This is a genomic window from Aestuariibaculum scopimerae (assembly GCF_059428085.1).
The window spans coordinates 2,344,125-2,363,654 of the sequence record NZ_CM182089.1 but is presented as its reverse complement, the minus strand read 5'-3'; the positions used below and the strand labels follow the sequence as shown (position 1 = coordinate 2,363,654).

The following is a 19,530-nucleotide window of genomic DNA, read 5'->3' as shown; positions in this document are numbered from 1 at the left end:
ATTCTGTTATTGATATTTACGCTTTTCAAACCATCTATCGTTCAAAGATAAACTTATTTGAAAATTTATAAAATTCTCTTGTATTAAATTGTTATTAACCGTCCCTCGTTTTCCAAACTCAAATCCTAGATTGGCATTAGAGATTCCGTTTCCTATTGGTAAGCCTACTCCAAAAGATATGCCAAACTCTTTTATTGATTCGTCATTTATATTTAAACCTGTTTTTTCAAAGCGTAAACCTGCTCTATAAGTAGCTCTTTTAAAATAACCTGTAAAGGAGTTATAGTTTGGAATAAAAAATCCACCAAAAGAAATTGTATTAGCATCCTCATAAGTAGTTGCGCTACTAGTATACAGTGCGTTAGAAAAATCACTTGTCTTTTGTAAAGTATACTCCGCACCAATAAACCAATTTCTAGGTTTTCCTATACCAGCACCAATTGAATACTTGGATGGCAATACCAAATCTGTGTCCTTTAAACCAAGTGCTTCTAAGTCGACATCTATAGTGTTGAGCTCAAACTCTCTTCCTGTTGAAGACGAAATAGTTATAGTTGAAAAAGATCTTTCATTTTTTGAAGCTAAACTACTTTCTGGTGTATAGGTAAACCCAGAAACAATCTCTAACTTTTCATTTAACATTTTCTTGTAGGAAACACCTAAATTAACATTCAATCCGCTTAAATCAGATCTATTGTTTTCCCTTGATTGGTATTGAATTAAATCACCATCGTTATCATAATCAAATGCTACCGTACTATTTTGAATATTACCAAAATTATATTGAACATCAATACCTATGCTTAGTCCTTCTGTAATTTGGTAACCTATTCCTAAAAATGTTTTATTTAAACCTCCTTCTCCCCTAAACCTATTTGAAATATTACCTTCACTGTTTAACGACTCTAATTTATATCCAACTGATGTATAAGGAAGCAACCCAAAACCAAAACCAAATTTTCCTACTGGAATAGATAGTGCTAAATAATCAAAAGTTGTTGACGATGCTTTATCACTTCCTGAGTTACTTTTTAAATCCGAACTCGTATGGCTGCCCCCTACGGTAAATTTAACAGGTCGATTGTCTTTATTCCAAAGTTCTAAATTTTCACTTGCATAGGAGGCTGGATTTCTTAAATTAACATGTATACTATCTGTATATATACTTAACCCACCCATACTTCTATTTTCAACAGTACCTTTAAATTTTAGACTTCCTATACCATAAAATGAGTAAGGTGAGGCTACCCCCTCTTGCCCGTAACTTTTAAATACAATGACTGCAATAAAAATTAATACAAGTTTTTTTATCATTCGTTTGAATTAAATTGTAAAATAAAGTTCAATCCCTCTAAAAGGAAATTGGAGTTGGCAAATATGCTACTTTTTAATTGTTTTGACAAGAAATTAGAGTCTCCTCCTGTTAAAATAACTGTTAAATCTGAATAATTTTGCTTATATGTATCAATTATCCCCTCTATTTCATTTAAAACACCATAAACAACACCAGCATGTATGGCATCTTTTGTTGTGTTACCAATAAGGTTTTTTGGTATTTCTGTTTCTAATAACGGTAAATTTGCTGTTAAATTATTTAGGGCCAAATAGCGCATTCGTAGCCCTGGAGAAATACTCCCTCCAAGATATTCGTTTTGTGTAGAAACAAAGTCATATGTTATACAGGTTCCCGCATCTATTACTAGCACATTTTTGTTAGGAAACCTATTTACTGAACCAGAAACTAGAGCAATTCTATCCACTCCCAAAGTTTTAGGTGTTTTATAAAGATTAATAAAAGGCAGCTTTGTGGAAGCGCTTAAAACCAACAAATCAAAATGTTTCTTAATAGCTTCAATATCAACTGCTTTTAGATTAGAAACTGATGATATTATGGCCTTATTTACACCTTTATGAGTTTTCTTGATGTTTACTATATGAGCTATAATCGAATCTAATGCAACCATTTGCTTAGTTTTCAGTTCATTATTACTAAAAACTGCAAGCTTAGCAAAAGAATTTCCAATATCAATAATTAAATTCATGTTTATTAAAAGCTATAAATTTACAAAATGACAAATAATTATTACCCCTATTTAACTTATTATATTGATTATAAAACACCTAATTAGAATAAAGCAAAAAACACATGGACCATCATATTTTTTATTAATTTCTCTTGCCGAATAACAAAAATCAATATATATTTGCAACCGCTTTAGCGAGGTACCTTAGCTCAGTTGGTAGAGCAAAGGACTGAAAATCCTTGTGTCCCTGGTTCGATTCCTGGAGGTACCACAAAAAAATCCCGAAACATTACTGTTTACGGGATTTTTTGTTTTTAATCGCTACTGATACTAGTACGTGCCCCTTTCCACAAAAGGTACACGACTATATAATTCGCGCTCACCACCTCTGGGATCATTTTCCATTCGCGTTGGAAGATCAAAAATCATCGTTTCTCTTTTCTCAATAGAATATGATTCCCAGTTTGGTATTGCTGCATTGTTGGGATTTCCTGTTTTGGCAAAAGCTAATAATGTTTCGCTCATAATCCGAGCCATTTCCTTGTCCTTTTCATTCCCTTCGGATAAAGACGATCGCACTTCTGTATTATCAAACACCAATGGAATATCCAATGCATGACTCGCTCTACCCCAATCTAATTGGTAAGCATACGTAGCAGCACCAGACTGTTTAGCACGTTCCTGCGCTTCCATAACAGCTCCTCGCCATGAGCGCCCAGCTGTAGTCGCCGCAAAAAATACTTCAGTTGGAGAATATTCCGGATACATTTCCCGATAGCGTTCAATAACAACATCCGCTCTAATGTCTACGTATTGATTAACTTGAATTAGACCCGGCAATTGTTCCCAAGTTAATGCTTCAACCCCTGGAATTCTTCCTAAAAAAGCACGGGTTTCCCTTTTAGTGTTTCCAATGACCATAGGTATATTTACTGAAACAGGTGAAGCTTTAGGATAGAATGGATGTGTTGGCAACACCACACTATCCATCACAGGACAAAAGTAAAGACTTCTATCTTCAACACGTGATAAATCCCTAACTGTTATGCCTTCCAGTATAGCATCTACGGGGATGTCTTTAATTTTGTTTAATTCGTTGAGTTTTATATTTAAAGCTTCCAATAACCGTTCTGCTCTTTGGGTAGCTGCTCTAGGGCCTGCGGCGGTAACTTGTTGACCACTCATAGTCCAGGCTCTGTGAAACAATCCTTTCGCAATTGGTGTTGCCATCAATGATGCTATCTTAGCACCGCCGCCGGATTGACCAAATACCGTCACATTATTAGGGTCACCTCCAAAGGCTTTTGCATGTTCTTTAACCCATTCTAATGCCATTATCAAATCCAGTTGCCCCACATTACCGGAATATTGAAACTCTTCCCCTCCAAGAAGCCCCAAATATAAATACCCAAAGGCATTAAGACGATGATTTACAGTAATAACAACTACATCCCCCCGATTGCATATATTTGTACCATCATATAAAGAGGAAGATCCTGAACCATTGGAATATGCCCCACCATGGATATAGAATAAGATTGGACGCTTACCGCCATCCTTCAGTCCCGGAGTCCAAATATTTAAAAACAAACAATCTTCACTATAATCTACGCCACGGCGTCCTTGTGGAGCTGAAGCACCATATTCTGTAGCTTTTAAAATTCCAGTCCATTTTTCAGGTGGTAATGCCGGTTGAAAACGTCTCTTAGAAGTATCTGCGCCATAGCGAACCCCTTTAAAAACATTAACACCCGCTTGTTTGATACCACTAATTTTCCCGTACTTGGTTTGAGCAATAGGATCCTGCTGAGAAAATGCAGATCCAAACAAAGGAGAAGACATTGCAGCGACAGAGCTAACTGCCATTCCAGTGGTCTTGATAAATTTACGACGACTGAACAGTTCCTCATCAGAGATATTACAAGAAAAATCAATACTTCCTTTCGATTTATTTTTCATAAGAATTAAAATATATAATTGAATGACAGTAAATTATAAAGTTTTCAATTATAAAACAAAAAGGATGTACAAATTTTCAAAAAGAATAAATAAAATGATGTATTTTATTGAAAAAAAAATCTACACTTTATCTCTGCCTATGCCACTAAAAAACATAAGCATGAAAAATAAATTCTGCAGTTAAGAAATTATAATTTCCTGCTTAGAAAAAAAAAATCATAGTCACGTTTTTTAAGCCTTATAAACACTGGGGTTCCCAGAGGCTTTTTCCGGTTATCGACAGGTCGGGGCCTATCCAAAAAAAAAGGTCCCGGACAAATGAATGTCCGGGACCCAAGAAAGGCAACGACCTACTCTCCCACTTTCGCAGTACCATCGGCGCTAACGGGCTTAACTTCTCTGTTCGGAATGGTAAGAGGTGAGCCCCGTCGCTATAACCACCTTAAATCTTTATCCCGTACTTGGTACGGGACCTAATATCTTAACATACTGGAAAAAGGACCTTTTTAGGTCAATATACACGAAAATTATTGTTTGTACTCTAAAAAAAACAGGCGTACAATAAGCCTATGGGTTATTAGTACTACTCGGCTCTGACATTGCTGCCCTTACACCTGTAGCCTATCAACGTGGTCATCTCCCACGACCCTTTAAAGAAATCTCATCTTGTGGTGGGTTTCGCGCTTATATGCTTTCAGCGCTTATCCCTTCCAAACGTAGCTACCCAGCAGTGCTCCTGGCGGAACAACTGGTGCACCAGAGGTTTGTCCAACCCGGTCCTCTCGTACTAGGGTCAGATCCACTCAAATTTCTAGCGCCCACTGTAGATAGAGACCGAACTGTCTCACGACGTTCTGAACCCAGCTCGCGTGCCACTTTAATGGGCGAACAGCCCAACCCTTGGGACCTTCTCCAGCCCCAGGATGTGACGAGCCGACATCGAGGTGCCAAACCCCCCCGTCGATATGAGCTCTTGGGGGAGATCAGCCTGTTATCCCCGGCGTACCTTTTATCCTTTGAGCGATGGCCCTTCCATGCGGAACCACCGGATCACTATGCTCTTGTTTCCAACCTGATCGACTTGTGGGTCTCTCAGTCAAGCACCCTTATGCCATTGCACTCTGCGCACGGTTACCAAGCGTGCTGAGGGCACCTTTAGAAGCCTCCGTTACTCTTTTGGAGGCGACCACCCCAGTCAAACTACCCACCAAGCACTGTCCCCCCAACGGGGGTTAGACTCTAGACAAGCAAAGGGTGGTATTTCAACAATGACTCCACTGCGCCTGGCGACGCCGCTTCGAAGTCTCCCACCTATCCTACACATTACTTGTCCAAAACCAATACTAAGCTATAGTAAAGGTGCACGGGGTCTTTTCGTCCCACAGCGGGTAATCGGCATCTTCACCGATACTACAATTTCACCGAGCTCATGGCTGAGACAGTGTCCAGATCGTTGCACCATTCGTGCAGGTCGGAACTTACCCGACAAGGAATTTCGCTACCTTAGGACCGTTATAGTTACGGCCGCCGTTTACTGGGGCTTCATTTGAATGCTTTGCCGAAGCTAACATCTCCACTTAACCTTCCAGCACCGGGCAGGTGTCAGGCCATATACGTCATCTTTCGATTTAGCATAGCCCTGTGTTTTTGATAAACAGTCGCCTGGACCTTTTCACTGCGGCCACGCCGAGGCGTGGCGACCCTTCTCCCGAAGTTACGGGTCTATTTTGCCTAGTTCCTTAGCCATGAATCTCTCGAGCTCCTTAGAATTCTCATCCCAACCACCTGTGTCGGTTTGGGGTACGGGCCGCTTCAATCGCTTTTCTTGGAAGTCGCTACTCTGGATTATCACCTCGGCCGGAGCCTCAGTGTACTATCGGGGTGTTACCACGCCCTTCAACGAACTATTCCGTCAGTTCGCACCAAATTCACGCCTCCGTCACTTTTGTCTTGAGCGGGTACAGGAATATTAACCTGTTGTCCATCCACTGCCCCTTTCGGGTTCGCGTTAGGTCCCGACTAACCCTCAGCTGATTAGCATAGCTGAGGAAACCTTGGTTTTTCGGAGTGCGGGTTTCTCGCCCGCATTATCGTTACTTATGCCTACATTTTCTTTTGTAGCTTCTCCAGGGCGCCTCACAGCACCCCTTCGACGACACTACAATGCTCCCCTACCCATCTTATCGATGCCATAGCTTCGGTAGTATGCTTATGCCCGATTATTATCCATGCCGGACCGCTCGACTAGTGAGCTGTTACGCACTCTTTAAATGAATGGCTGCTTCCAAGCCAACATCCTAGCTGTCAAAGCAGTCCAACCGCGTTATTTCAACTTAGCATACATTTGGGGACCTTAGCTGATGGTCTGGGTTCTTTCCCTCTCGGACATGGACCTTAGCACCCATGCCCTCACTGCACCGCAGCATTTTATAGCATTCGGAGTTTGTCAGGAATTGGTAGGCGGTGAAGCCCCCGCATCCAATCAGTAGCTCTACCTCTATAAAACTAACGGTACGCTGCACCTAAATGCATTTCGGGGAGTACGAGCTATTTCCGAGTTTGATTGGCCTTTCACCCCTACCCACAGGTCATCCGAAGACTTTTCAACGTCAACCGGTTCGGCCCTCCACTGTATGTTACTACAGCTTCAGCCTGCCCATGGGTAGATCACACGGTTTCGCGTCTACCACTACTGACTAAAGCGCCCTGTTCAGACTCGCTTTCGCTACGGGTCCGGCACTTAATGCCTTATCCTCGCCAGCAACGGTAACTCGTAGGCTCATTATGCAAAAGGCACGCCGTCACCCCTATGGGCTCCGACCGCTTGTAAGCGCATGGTTTCAGGTTCTCTTTCACTCCCTTATTCAGGGTTCTTTTCACCTTTCCCTCACGGTACTGGTCCACTATCGGTCTCTCAGGAGTATTTAGCCTTACCGGATGGTCCCGGCAAATTCATACAGGGTTTCACGTGCCCCGCACTACTCAGGATACCACTATCTCTACAGATCTTGCCCGTATGGGGCTGTCACCCGCTATGGCCCGTCTTTCCAAACGGCTCCGGTTCAATCTGTATCGAATGGCGTGGTCCTACAACCCCGGCACTGCCGTAACAGCACCGGTTTGGGCTAATCCGCGTTCGCTCGCCACTACTGACGGAATCACTTTTGTTTTCTCTTCCTCCGGGTACTTAGATGTTTCAGTTCCCCGGGTTCGCCTCCTGTAAAGGATAATGCAGCTTCACTGCACTGGGTTGCCCCATTCGGACATCCGCGGATCAATTCGTGTGTGCCGATCCCCGCGGCTTTTCGCAGCTTATCACGTCCTTCCTCGCCTCTGAGAGCCTAGGCATTCCCCATGCGCCCTTGCTTAGCTTATTGTACTTTTTGCTTTTTTATGAGTTACATATCTTTGTACTTTTAACAATAGATATCATTAAATGTACATCGATCGTTTTGATTAATCTGGGATCGCTCGTAATTGATCCCAATCAATCGCTTTTTTTTCATGTATCTTTTTCCAATATGTCAATGAACCTTGGCCAAGCTTTACGCCTTGGGCCATATGCCCTAAGCTTTTTTGCTTGCTCTTGGCCTACAGCTTATCGCTTACAGCCAGTCTGTGGAGAATATCGGAGTCGAACCGATGACCTCCTGCGTGCAAGGCAGGCGCTCTAGCCAGCTGAGCTAATCCCCCATTTCTCTAGTTAGGAGTTAGGAGTGATGAGTTATGAGTTTCATAACCCGCTAACCCGCTTCTAGAATTTCCTTTTCAATATTTAATGAACCTTTTTTTTAACCCTGAATCCAGAACCCTGAACCCAAAATCATCCTGTAGTCTCAGGCAGACTCGAACTGCCGACCTCTACATTATCAGTGTAGCGCTCTAACCAGCTGAGCTATGAGACTCTTTTGGCCATCGGTTTTTGGTCGCTCGTTATCGGTCCGTACCAACAACTATCAACTGCCAACCAACAACTAATATATCTTAAATCAACAGCAATGAGAACAAACATTCTTTTTCCCTTTTTTTTCTTTTCCGGTCGTCTTTCTCTAGAAAGGAGGTGTTCCAGCCGCACCTTCCGGTACGGCTACCTTGTTACGACTTAGCCCTAGTTACCGATTTTACCCTAGGCCGCTCCTTGCGGTGACGGACTTCAGGCACTCCCAGCTTCCATGGCTTGACGGGCGGTGTGTACAAGGCCCGGGAACGTATTCACCGCATCATGGCTGATATGCGATTACTAGCGATTCCAGCTTCACGGAGTCGAGTTGCAGACTCCGATCCGAACTGTGATGGGGTTTGTAGATTCGCTCCTTCTCGCGAAGTGGCTGCTCTCTGTCCCCACCATTGTAGCACGTGTGTAGCCCAGGACGTAAGGGCCGTGATGATTTGACGTCATCCCCACCTTCCTCGCGGTTTGCACCGGCAGTCTTGCTAGAGTTCCCGACTTTATTCGCTGGCAACTAGCAACAGGGGTTGCGCTCGTTATAGGACTTAACCTGACACCTCACGGCACGAGCTGACGACAACCATGCAGCACCTTGTAAGTGGTCCGAAGAAAGACCTATCTCTAGATCATGCAACTTACATTTAAGCCCTGGTAAGGTTCCTCGCGTATCATCGAATTAAACCACATGCTCCACCGCTTGTGCGGGCCCCCGTCAATTCCTTTGAGTTTCATTCTTGCGAACGTACTCCCCAGGTGGGATACTTATCACTTTCGCTTAGCCACGCAGAACGAATCCCGCACAGCTAGTATCCATCGTTTACGGCGTGGACTACCAGGGTATCTAATCCTGTTCGCTCCCCACGCTTTCGTCCATCAGTGTCAGTGCACCGTTAGTGATCTGCCTTCGCAATCGGTATTCTATGTAATATCTATGCATTTCACCGCTACACTACATATTCTAACCACTTCACAGTGACTCAAGGCAACCAGTATCAAAGGCAATTCTACAGTTGAGCTGCAGGATTTCACCTCTGACTTAATCGCCCACCTACGGACCCTTTAAACCCAATGATTCCGGATAACGCTTGGATCCTCCGTATTACCGCGGCTGCTGGCACGGAGTTAGCCGATCCTTATTCTTACGGTACCGTCAGCCCCGCTCACGAGCGGGGGTTTCTTCCCGTACAAAAGCAGTTTACAACCCATAGGGCAGTCTTCCTGCACGCGGCATGGCTGGATCAGGCTTCCGCCCATTGTCCAATATTCCTCACTGCTGCCTCCCGTAGGAGTCTGGTCCGTGTCTCAGTACCAGTGTGGGGGATCCCCCTCTCAGGGCCCCTACCTATCGTTGCCATGGTGCGCCGTTACCGCACCATCCAGCTAATAGGACGCATACTCATCTCTTGCCGTAACCTTTAATTATTGAACCATGCGGCCCAATAATACTATGCGGTGTTAATCCAAATTTCTCTGGGCTATCCCGCAGCAAGAGGCAGATTGTATACGCGTTACGCACCCGTGCGCCGGTCGTCAGCGGAGCAAGCTCCCTGTTACCCCTCGACTTGCATGTGTTAGGCCTGCCGCTAGCGTTCATCCTGAGCCAGGATCAAACTCTTCATCGTTAAATCTTTAATAATCTTAACAACTCGAAATTGAATTTCCGGTACTCAAAATGGTCTGTTCTCTTTGATTCAACTAAGTCCGAAAACTTAGTCTACGCTGTCGATTCAATATGTCTATGAACTTCTTTCCTTTGCTTCACCTAAGCCCTTTAATGCTTAAGCGGGTGCAAATATAAAACCCTTTTTTTATCCCCGCAATAGTTTTGTGCTTTTTTTCCAAAGTTTTTTTTCGGGGCCTTTTTATCGCCCCCAAACTTCTATTCCACTGTGCTATCTCCTGAACGTCGCCCAAACGGACATACCCGTTTTTGCGGGTGCAAACATACGACCCTTTTTCCGTTCGAACCAAACTTTTTTTGACCTTTTTTTTGACCTTTCGCACAACCCCAAACCGGACACCTTATTCTCAGGGAGTTACGGGAAAAGAAATGATACCCAATACCCCTAACTGTTACTCAAAATAATTATAAAAGCACACCCCTTTTAGATAAAAACAAACCACAAGAGATTTATTTTTTTACAAGAAGAAGTTCCAAACAACTCCAAAACGTACAGTAAAATCTCTGTAAGGATAACTTGGTGCTGAATAATAATCATATCCAGTAAAAGCAGAATTAAAATGTTCAGCCTTTAAATAGATACGTGTTTGACGAATTTTTGCGTTTAAAAAGAAGTCCAACATAGGGAAGTCTCCATACTCTCGATCGTTTTGAACATAAAACTCTGCCAACAACGGACTGTAATCATTCATATAGTACTTGGTGAAGTATCTTAAAGTCACGCCTGTTTGTAAATAAAGCGCCTTTTTAAATACATGACTAGAAAAATACAATGTATTACGTGTTGTGATATGCGGCACATTTAATACTTTGTTAATGTCTGCGGTATTTTGGTATAAAATGGTGTTGTTTAAAGCAAACTTTCCAACTTTAATTTCGTTTTCAAGTTTAACACGCAAAAGATTAATAGTTCTATCATTTTGAAATGGCCTAACTTGCTGTAAAGTTTCATCCTTTTTAAAATATACATAATCACTTATTGCGGAATAGTCTGCCTTGATATTTGCCAAGTCCTTATACCTTAATTGAAAAGCTATTTGCTGGGTTTCTATATTATTAAAACCATTTTGCCAATTGTAATCAATATAATCGCTTTGATATAAGAGTGTATTATAGTTTGGCCCTTTAGAGCTATGATTTATAGCTGCATTAACAAAAATATCATCATTAAGTTTAAATGAGGCTGTTCCTCTTATATAATTACCGTCAAAATCTCCAGATATGTTAACTCCCATTTCTCCCAACAAACTAAACCCTTTGTATTCTTTATAGTATTTCCCACCTGCCGAAAACACATCTCCTTTTAACCTATTGGTAATTGTACTACCATTTAACACAACCAATTTATCATAACCGTAATTATAATTGTTGTTGCTAATATTAAATTGCAAATCACCTAATAGGTTATTACTGTAATTTAACTGTAACTGGTTATAAAAATTTTCTAATGTAGAACGGTCCTTTATTTTAGAATCAAAAGCACTACCAAAAAAACTATTGGCACTAGATTGATCGTATTGATAATATTTATCCTCAAAAGACATGATGTGCCCTAAACTCAATTTGTTTTTTGATAAAGAATCCCGTTTCCTAACTATCCTATATTCATGATCTAGGTACACACGCTTTCCTAACAATATGCTTTCTGCATTTTCAAAATTAACTTCAAGAATAGAACGATCTAAAAATTCCTCATCACCAGTTTCAAAATATTCTACATTATCTTCTTGTAAACCTCCATTTTCTTGGTTCATTAAGTCTTGTGTAACTATATGGGTTTTTGCTTGGTACCTTTTGTTTTTTGTTTGGAAGTTAGCTGTAAACCTAAAATTACCTGTACTTGTTAATATGTGTTGGTATTTACCTAATGAGCGTAGTCCTTTATAAGCTATTGAGAAATTGAATTGTGGCGATGTATTTACTGTAAAAAACGAATCGGCCAACTGTCCTTGCTCAAAAGCTGTCTTAAAAAATAACTCCGTTAAAGGTGTCGGTACCCGATAATAATTTATATCTTCAATTTCCATGTAGTTGAAATGTCGTGCCCGTGCACCAAAAGCGGGCATTAAATCTACACTTTGAAAATCATAGGTTAAGCTATTATAAGTCTGCCCTAGGTTTGAAAAAGACATCAATCCAAAATTGTCTTTTCTTAGGTAATTAAATTTATATTCTTTTTTTATGGTCAATGTAGTGTCTACATAGGTCGTATCATTTGCATGCGAAATAATTAAGTAATCGGTAATCTTAGTTTGATCTTTAATGGATTTAACCGAATCATTAACCTCTCCTAGCCCTAGTTCCCTACCTATTCTACTGGGTTTCTTTTGTGCAAAAACTGTACTTAATTGAAATAGTAAAAAGTAACCTAGAATTAATTTAAATATACATTTGGTATTTACTATTCTTTTTTGAGGTTTAATTTGCATGCTTAAAATTTCAGATAATAACGACCTGTTCGTTATGCACATTCTATTATTCAATTTTTGAAAACAAAAGTAATTATTTGAACGTTATGAAAGTGCAAATATTTTAAATAAACAAAGCCAACACAAAATGTTGGCTTTGTTTTTAAATATTTACCATCTTTATTAAGACGAATTTAAAATATTTATTTGAGTTAGTCGATTGCAAACATCTAAATATTATCTTAAATAAACAAAAATTGTATTTGAAAAACAAAAAAATATTAAACAAAAAACAAAATGAATTTACTTTTTTATCAAAATTACCGTGCTATAATTAGCATATAATCAAAACTAACTACTTAAAAATGCACATATTACAATAGCTATTGTAAGGTTGTTAAAAAAGAGTACTATTATTTACGAACACATAGCTGTTTATGTGTATAAAATTATAGATTTGACAATATTTTTACACCTATGTTATTAATTAATCATTCCAATTTAGATTTAGAATGCGGTACAGACGAGGCAGGGCGTGGTTGTTTAGCGGGTCCAGTTACTGCTGCAGCTGTTATACTCAATAATGATTTTAAGAACCCTATTTTAACAGATTCTAAAAAACTTAGCGAACACAAAAGAGCGCTCTTAAAACCAATTATTGAAGCTGATGCTCTTACTTTTGGTGTTGCTCATGTTTTTCAAGAGGAAATTGATACTATAAATATCCTAAATGCATCTATATTGGCCATGCATAAATCCATAGACCAACTAACTACAAAGCCTAAGTTTATTATAGTTGATGGTAATAAATTTAAACCCTATTTAAATATACCTTACGAAACTATTGTAAAAGGTGATGGCAAATATTTAAGCATTGCAGCAGCTTCTATTCTCGCCAAAACATATAGAGATGCCTATATGGATACCATTCACAAAGAATTCCCCATGTATAACTGGAAACAAAACAAAGGTTATCCAACTAAAGAGCACCGCGAGGCCATTAAAAAATATGGCATAACCAAATACCACAGAAAATCCTTTAGATTACTTCCCGAACAATTAAAATTGGATTTTTAAGGGTAGAGAATTGAGCAAATAGCATATAAGACTTTAGACGAAAAATATGTAGGTTTGTAAAAACTAATTCATTTTATGAGATTTCTTTGTTTTTCACTCTTCTTAATACTCTTTTTTAGTTGTACAAACACCAAAACAAATCGCTTAAACCTTATAGATTTTGTTCCTAAAGATGCTTCTTTGGTTATTAAAACTTCAAATTTTGAGAATTTAAAAAGCAATATTCACAATAGTGATTTTTTGCAAAAATTTGCAGCAAGCAATTCCTATAAAAATCTGGAGAATGAATTAGAAGCCGTTACAGTTTTAAACCCAAAAGGCACTGTGCTAATTTGCCTTTCTAAAGATGACCAAGACAGTCTTCAATATTCGGTAATTACAAAATATTATCCGCAGCTATTTAAAACAGACTCCCTTAAAAATTATATAGAGGAAACTCTTAACAGCAAGAGTAAAACTATAACAAAGTCTACCTTGAACAACCAGGTGTTTTACAGTACCGTAATAGATAGCGTGTTTTTTGCCACATCATCAAAAAATATTATCAATACCGTTTTTTCAAGCCCCAAAACCAACGCAGATTTACTGGAAACATATAAAACCACAAGTGACGACAAAACACTATCTGCGATTATTAAAGCCGATAACCCATTTATAAAAACGCTCTTTATTGAAGATTCACTAAACTTAAGATCATTCACCAATTATATTGCCATAGATGCCGATATAAGTCAAGATGCCATTTACATTAATGGTATTACAAAGGCTACCGATTCTAGCAATAGTCTCATAAACATCTTTAAAAACACAGTCCCTCAAGAAAACCTAACAAAAGCCATAACACCTTCCAATAGTGATGGTTTTTTAAGTTTTACCTTCAATAATTCCAAAACATTTATAAGCAACCTATCTAGCTTCAACAAAAAAGATAGTATAGTGAATAACACATCTTTGTTTGATGATGTGGCCGAAGTGGGTGTTATTTACCAAGATCAAGATCGTGCCATCGTTTTAAATTCACTAGATGTTATCGCTACAGAAGATGCCCTTATTAGCGAACAGAGCAAGATTGAAACCTTTAGGCAAATAGACATTTATAGTTTTAGTGAACCCCAATTGTTCTACACAACATTCCACCCACTAATAACCTTTAAAAATGCTAGCAAATATTGTTTGTTGGATAACTTTTTTGTGTTTGCCGACAATATGGAATTACTGCAAAGCATTATTACTAATTACCAAAACAAAACCACCCTAAACGAGAAAGATTTTTTCAACAACATCGCAGAACAACTTAGCGACGCATCTTCATTACTAGTAGTTACAAATCCAGCAACATTAAAACAAGCGATAAATACTAATTTTGAAGAAACAACAGCTTTTAATTTAAAAGATTATAACGCATCGGCCCTACAGTTTATTTATGACACTCATTTTGCACATGTAAATGGTGTTATACAAAAGAGCAAGGCAAGAGCTTTACAAAATGCTGTTTCAGAAGAATTGAACATAAAATTAGATACCGACATCTTAAATAACCCCCAATTTGTAACCAACCACATTACCAAAGAAAAAGAAATAGTGGTTCAAGATGTTAAAAACAATTTGTATTTAATATCCAATAAAGGAAAAATACTTTGGAAGAAACAAATCAACGGAGCCATTTTGGGCACTATTGAACAAATTGATATTTACAAAAACGGCAGACTTCAACTGGCATTTGCTACACCTAGCCGTGTTTATGTTATTGACAGAAACGGGAATGATGTTAAACCATTCCCCATGATATTTAATGATGAAATCACCCAACCATTGGCCGTTTTCGATTATGATAAGAACAAAAACTACAGGCTATTGGTTACCCAAGGTAAAAACGTGTTGATGTATAATGTAAAGGCCAACATTGTAAATGGGTTTACATTTAAATCTGCCAATAGTACCATAACCAACACCCCTAAGCATTTTAGAATTGGTAGCAAGGACTACTTGGTACTAAAAAGCCAAAACAAGCTTTATATTTTAAGCAGGACCGGTAGAACCAGAGTTACCCCAAAAACATCCGTAACATTATCCAACCAGCCTGTATTTTTGTACAACAATACTTTTACAACTACAACCGCCGAGGGCCAAATTATATTCATTGATACCCAGGGCGGCGTGTCTACCCAAAATCTTAATCTGTCTGAAAAGCATGCCATTACAACCTCCAGCAAATCATTGGTGGCCCAAAGTGACAATAAACTTACCATAAAAAGCCATACCATAGAGATTGATTACGGCAATTACACACAACCAGAACTGTTTTACTTATACGACAAAATATATGTGGCCATTACCGATTTACAGGCCCATAAAGTGTACCTATACGATAGCCAGGCAAAATTACTGCCCAATTTCCCTGTATATGGAAACTCTGTAATGCAACTAGACAATATTAATAAAGACAGAAACTTAGAATTTGTAACCAAAGGCGAAAGCAACTCTATTTTATTGTATCAATTAAATTAAAGCTTTCATTCTTCTACTGGCAAAGTATTTCATAGAACCTTTTGTATATGTAAAAGGAATTTTTATCTTTAAGCCAGCTATTAATCAACAATTTAAACAACATCTCATTTCATAAAACAACTCAGGTAATTTTTATATTGAGCCCTGTCTCGGTATAAAACACCTATGCATTAACTTTTTTTTTTACACTAACCACTACCCAAGTCCTCAAATCTTGAACGTCAAAGTTTTTGCTTTGGCGTTCTTTTTTATGCTTATTTCTGTTGAAATTAGTACTATTGCATTATTAAAAAGCAAACCATGATTTCAAGAAAAAATGCCTCTATTTCAAAATGTATTATTCACAAAGTAGGTAATAAATTTAACGATACTAAAAATGCCTTTTCAGAGAAATTAGTTGATTTTGATGAAGCCAGTTACGACCTTATGCTCCCCTTTATGTTAAGAGCTTTTAGCAGTTTAGTACAAAGCTACCGTTTTAACCACCACGCCAACATTACATTAAATGAAATTAATAGCTATAGCAGCCAAATTTTTAATGATAACGAGGCTTTTGTAGAGGTTTCAAAACATATTGTTATGCATTTATATGAGCAGTCCACATCAGCTAACATAAAAACAGGTGATGTGTTGGTTGTTATGTTTGAAAGTATAGAATTTAACGACATAACAACCAATGCCCTGGGTGTTTTTAAAATAGAGAACAAAGTGAACTTTTTTCAAACCTATCTAGAAAATAACAGCTACGATGTGTTGGTACAAAAGGGCATTAGTTCTAAAAAAGTAGATAAAGGCTGTTTAATATTAAATCAATCAGATACTGAAGGCCCCATAGTTTTTAGTGTTGACAATAATAGTTATGATGCGCATTATTGGACCCATCAGTTTTTAAACATTAAATATGCAGATGATGCCAACTCGCACACCCAACAATACATAGCACTTTGCAAAGACTTTTCAACCGAAATCTTAAAAACCAGTTACGGCGCCCAAGAACAAAACACCTTTTTAGCCAAAACAATTGACTTTTTTAAAGAACATGAAGTGGTTAATATAGAAAACTTTAAAGATGATATTTTTGAAGAAGACAAGCACAAAGTCTTATTTGATGACTATAAAAAGACTTTTGAAGGCGAACAAAATCTTGTAATAAGAAACCAATTTGATGTATCTGAACGTGTTGTTACTAAAGAAAAGAAGAAGATTAAAACTGACATTAAGCTAGATACCAATATACAAATTAAACTGGATATCGATGCACCTGATGCCTCGGCAGAGTATTTAGAGCGTGGTTACGACGACGAAAAGAAAATGCACTATTACAAAGTTTTCTTTAATGTCGAGAACTAACGCAACCATAAACAATTTATTGCATCTATGTACTAAAACGGCTTTATGAAAAATATAACACTTCTATTATTATTTGCAGTATTTATATATAGTGCATGCAAAGAAGACGATGCCTATCTTAGTAATACCTGTAATGTTACAAATCCTATAAAAGACTTAGGTTGGCTGAAAGATCTCGCACAAGAACAAAAAGCATCTAGTTTGGGGCTGTCTGGCGAGGCTTACATTTCCCAGACCGATTACAATGGCAATACCATATTTATTCTAGGTAATTGTTGCACTACATGTAATAGCGCCTATGTTGTTTATAATTGCGAAGGTGAAGTATTGGGCTTTGTTGGTGATGATACATTCAGCACCACCATTATGGAGAATGATGTCATTATCTGGAAGTCACCAAACTTTGTATGCAATTAAAAAAACTCAGCTTCAAACAGATTTGTAAAGTGCTTTAAAAGTTTTTCTTTTACCTCTGTTTCATTAATTGTTCTTTGGCGCAACTCCACATTTAAAGACGTTACGGCCTTACCGCGTATACCACAAGGTATAATATTATCAAAATATCCCAAATTAGTATTTACGTTCAATGCAAAACCATGCATGGTAACCCAACGGCTTGCACGTATGCCCATAGCACATATTTTACGGGCAAAAGGTGTACCAACATCTATCCAAACCCCTGTTTCACCAGTGCTCCGTTCCCCTTTTATACCATATTCTTCAAGCGTTAAAATAATTACTTCCTCTAAAAAACGCAGGTATTTATGTATGTCAGTAAAAAAGTTATCTAAATCTAAAATAGGGTATCCAACTATTTGACCAGGTCCATGGTATGTAATATCGCCCCCCCTATTAATCTTGTAAAACGTTGCCCCTTTTTCGGTAAGTTGCTGTTCATTTAAAAGCATGTTTTCTGCATCGCCACTCTTTCCCAAAGTATATACATGCGGATGCTCTACAAACAAGAAGTAATTATTGGTTTTAAGGCTTGTGTCTTCACGCCTGTTCTTAACTTTGGTATCTACAATACCTTTAAACAACACCTCTTGGTAATCCCACGTTTGCTTATAATCCTTAAGCCCTAAATCCTGCAGTTCAATTTGCTTATTCATAGACTGCAAAATTACGATATTTTTTAGTTTTAATTCTTTGGATTATTAAGAATAACCAAGGCTGCAATAACCCCAGGTACCCAGCCACAAAGCCATAATAAGAACACTATAAAAATTGAACCGCAGCCTTTATCTAAAACCGCTAGAGGCGGACATATTATAGACAGTAAAACTCTCCAGAAACTCATTTTAATTTTTAATTTAATTGATTGATGACGTTAACTTGACGCCACTCCCTTTAAATTGTTACAACTTTAGGTTCACAAAAACACTTAGTTAGTAGCATTCAATGCTTTTATATTATTTAAAACCTGCTCACTTACCTTAAAAACAGTGCCGTGTCTGGTACCTTCAGGAAACGTAACTTGCTCAGAAATATTAATCCAGTCTTTTAAATTGGCAGATTTTACTGCTCCCATTTTATGTTGTCGGTACATATCAAAATACACAATCCACGCTCCATTTATCTTCATGCTTGTAGGACCTTCCACCCAATTGGGGGTTATGGGCTCTGATGGGCTGGAATACCCGCCTTCTAATCTTTCACTTGTAGCAACCCTAATATTTTTTTCGGGTTGTGGCAATAGCGTTTCATCCTTTAAAAACATAATGTATTTATCGCCCTCTTTTTCTATGTGCGTATCAATAACATTAAAACCTTGGTCGTAAAACAACTTAGTATCTGTAAAATTCACAAAATCTTTGGTTGTAGTATAGTACATTCTATGATTATAATTAGAGTCTCCCAAAGTGTCTGTTAATTTAAATCTACCCGGAATGGTCGTGGCCCAATGAATTAGATACTCTTGCTTACTTTCATTATAAAACAACTCGGGGGCCCAGCAATTTCTTGCCTTGGGCTCGTGGTGCATTACTGGAATGTATTTTTGTTCCGACCAATGAATTAAATCTGTAGAGTTGGCATAGCCAATACCCCTTTCCTTCCAACTTACCGTCCATACCATATGAAATTTATTGTCGCCCCCTTTAATAATACAAGGGTCGCGCATTAATTTATCATTTCCCACTTGGGGGGTTAAAAAAGAGGCGCCATTATTAAGTGCTTCCCAGTGGTAACCATCGGTACTGGCTGCCAAATGCAACCCATCTGCGCCATTGTCTTTAAAATATGAAAAGAGGTAAACCTCATTGTCTTGGCTCTTGCACCCAAATACTGTAATTGCACCTAGTAGTAGCAATAATAATTTACAAATAGTGTAACCCCAAATGGTACGGTTTATTAACTTCATAGTTGTTTTGTTTATTTGGTTAAATATAATCTTTCCGTAACTAAATTCCACATAACACTATAAATCAATAATATTTCTTGTTTTAAAAAGGATGTTGTGTTTTTTAGTATTTACTCCACACTTCTCCTACTTTAAACCTAGCTTTCTTCAGCCAAACCCCCATCTTAAAAAAATACACCCGAACAATCCCCGAACAAACCTCGAACAAACCT

Annotated in this window: 11 protein-coding genes, 3 tRNA genes and 3 rRNA genes; 5 read left to right on the top strand and 12 right to left on the bottom strand. The window is 38.4% G+C overall.

Going from position 1 to position 19,530, the window contains the following annotated elements:
* Nucleotides 1-6 precede the first annotated feature (6 nt).
* Nucleotides 7-1,314 (bottom strand): BamG family beta-barrel-assembly machinery protein, encoded by a 1,308-nt coding sequence (gene bamG, locus AC5SR4_RS10170; RefSeq protein WP_495356135.1) that lies wholly within the window; start codon nucleotides 1,312-1,314, stop codon nucleotides 7-9.
* Complete coding sequence (locus tag AC5SR4_RS10165; RefSeq protein ID WP_495356134.1) at nucleotides 1,311-2,042, bottom strand: type III pantothenate kinase; 732 nt, start codon at nucleotides 2,040-2,042, stop codon at nucleotides 1,311-1,313. Before AC5SR4_RS10165 ends, bamG begins: the two co-directional genes overlap by 4 nt.
* Before the next feature lie 180 nt (nucleotides 2,043-2,222).
* Here AC5SR4_RS10165 and AC5SR4_RS10160 point away from each other — a divergent pair.
* Nucleotides 2,223-2,295 (top strand) — tRNA-Phe (locus AC5SR4_RS10160).
* A 59-nt stretch (nucleotides 2,296-2,354) separates the two neighbouring features.
* On the opposite strand, the gene AC5SR4_RS10155 is transcribed toward AC5SR4_RS10160, so the two are convergent.
* From AC5SR4_RS10155 to AC5SR4_RS10125, 7 genes are all read right to left on the bottom strand, one after another.
* Nucleotides 2,355-3,983, bottom strand: a complete 1,629-nt coding sequence (locus AC5SR4_RS10155) for a carboxylesterase/lipase family protein (RefSeq protein ID WP_495356133.1) — start codon at nucleotides 3,981-3,983, stop codon at nucleotides 2,355-2,357.
* 337 nt (nucleotides 3,984-4,320) lie between these two features.
* Nucleotides 4,321-4,428, bottom strand: a 5S ribosomal RNA gene (rrf, locus tag AC5SR4_RS10150).
* Between the two features lie 112 nt (nucleotides 4,429-4,540).
* A 23S ribosomal RNA gene (locus AC5SR4_RS10145) occupies nucleotides 4,541-7,360 on the bottom strand.
* Between the two features lie 242 nt (nucleotides 7,361-7,602).
* Nucleotides 7,603-7,676 (bottom strand) — tRNA-Ala (locus tag AC5SR4_RS10140).
* A 138-nt stretch (nucleotides 7,677-7,814) separates the two neighbouring features.
* A tRNA-Ile gene (locus AC5SR4_RS10135) sits at nucleotides 7,815-7,888 on the bottom strand.
* A 148-nt stretch (nucleotides 7,889-8,036) separates the two neighbouring features.
* Nucleotides 8,037-9,554: ribosomal RNA gene (locus tag AC5SR4_RS10130) — 16S ribosomal RNA — on the bottom strand.
* Together the 16S, 23S and 5S rRNA genes with 2 tRNA genes alongside form the textbook arrangement of a ribosomal RNA operon.
* A gap of 517 nt (nucleotides 9,555-10,071) precedes the next feature.
* Nucleotides 10,072-12,042 carry a putative porin gene (locus tag AC5SR4_RS10125; protein ID WP_495356132.1) on the bottom strand — a complete coding sequence of 657 codons (1,971 nt, stop codon included), beginning with the start codon at nucleotides 12,040-12,042 and terminating at the stop codon, nucleotides 10,072-10,074.
* 456 nt (nucleotides 12,043-12,498) lie between these two features.
* Here AC5SR4_RS10125 and rnhB point away from each other — a divergent pair, with 456 nt between their 5' ends.
* The 4 genes from rnhB (at nucleotide 12,499) to AC5SR4_RS10105 (ending at nucleotide 17,373) form a co-directional block, all read left to right on the top strand.
* Entirely contained in the window at nucleotides 12,499-13,098 is a 600-nt protein-coding gene (rnhB, locus tag AC5SR4_RS10120; protein WP_495356131.1) for a ribonuclease HII, read from the top strand.
* Nucleotides 13,099-13,173: 75 nt separating this feature from the next.
* Entirely contained in the window at nucleotides 13,174-15,606 is a 2,433-nt protein-coding gene (locus tag AC5SR4_RS10115) for a ribonuclease HII (RefSeq protein WP_495356130.1), read from the top strand.
* A gap of 300 nt (nucleotides 15,607-15,906) precedes the next feature.
* Nucleotides 15,907-16,956 (top strand): nucleoid-associated protein, encoded by a 1,050-nt coding sequence (locus AC5SR4_RS10110; RefSeq protein WP_495356129.1) that lies wholly within the window; start codon nucleotides 15,907-15,909, stop codon nucleotides 16,954-16,956.
* A 45-nt stretch (nucleotides 16,957-17,001) separates the two neighbouring features.
* A complete protein-coding gene (locus tag AC5SR4_RS10105) occupies nucleotides 17,002-17,373 on the top strand; it encodes a hypothetical protein (protein WP_495356128.1) in 372 nt (123 codons plus the stop codon).
* Here AC5SR4_RS10105 and lipB read toward each other — a convergent pair.
* The 3 genes from lipB to AC5SR4_RS10090 all read right to left on the bottom strand — a co-directional run bounded on the left by lipB (nucleotide 17,370) and on the right by AC5SR4_RS10090 (nucleotide 19,318).
* On the bottom strand, nucleotides 17,370-18,068 hold the full coding sequence (lipB, locus tag AC5SR4_RS10100) for a lipoyl(octanoyl) transferase LipB (protein WP_495356127.1): 699 nt from the start codon (nucleotides 18,066-18,068) through the stop codon (nucleotides 17,370-17,372). The two genes, AC5SR4_RS10105 and lipB, sit on opposite strands and share 4 nt — an antisense overlap.
* Nucleotides 18,069-18,097: 29 nt before the next feature.
* On the bottom strand, nucleotides 18,098-18,256 hold the full coding sequence (locus tag AC5SR4_RS10095) for a YqaE/Pmp3 family membrane protein (RefSeq protein WP_495356126.1): 159 nt from the start codon (nucleotides 18,254-18,256) through the stop codon (nucleotides 18,098-18,100).
* 84 nt (nucleotides 18,257-18,340) lie between these two features.
* Nucleotides 18,341-19,318 carry a glycoside hydrolase family 43 protein gene (locus AC5SR4_RS10090; protein WP_495356125.1) on the bottom strand — a complete coding sequence of 326 codons (978 nt, stop codon included), beginning with the start codon at nucleotides 19,316-19,318 and terminating at the stop codon, nucleotides 18,341-18,343.
* Nucleotides 19,319-19,530 lie beyond the last annotated feature (212 nt).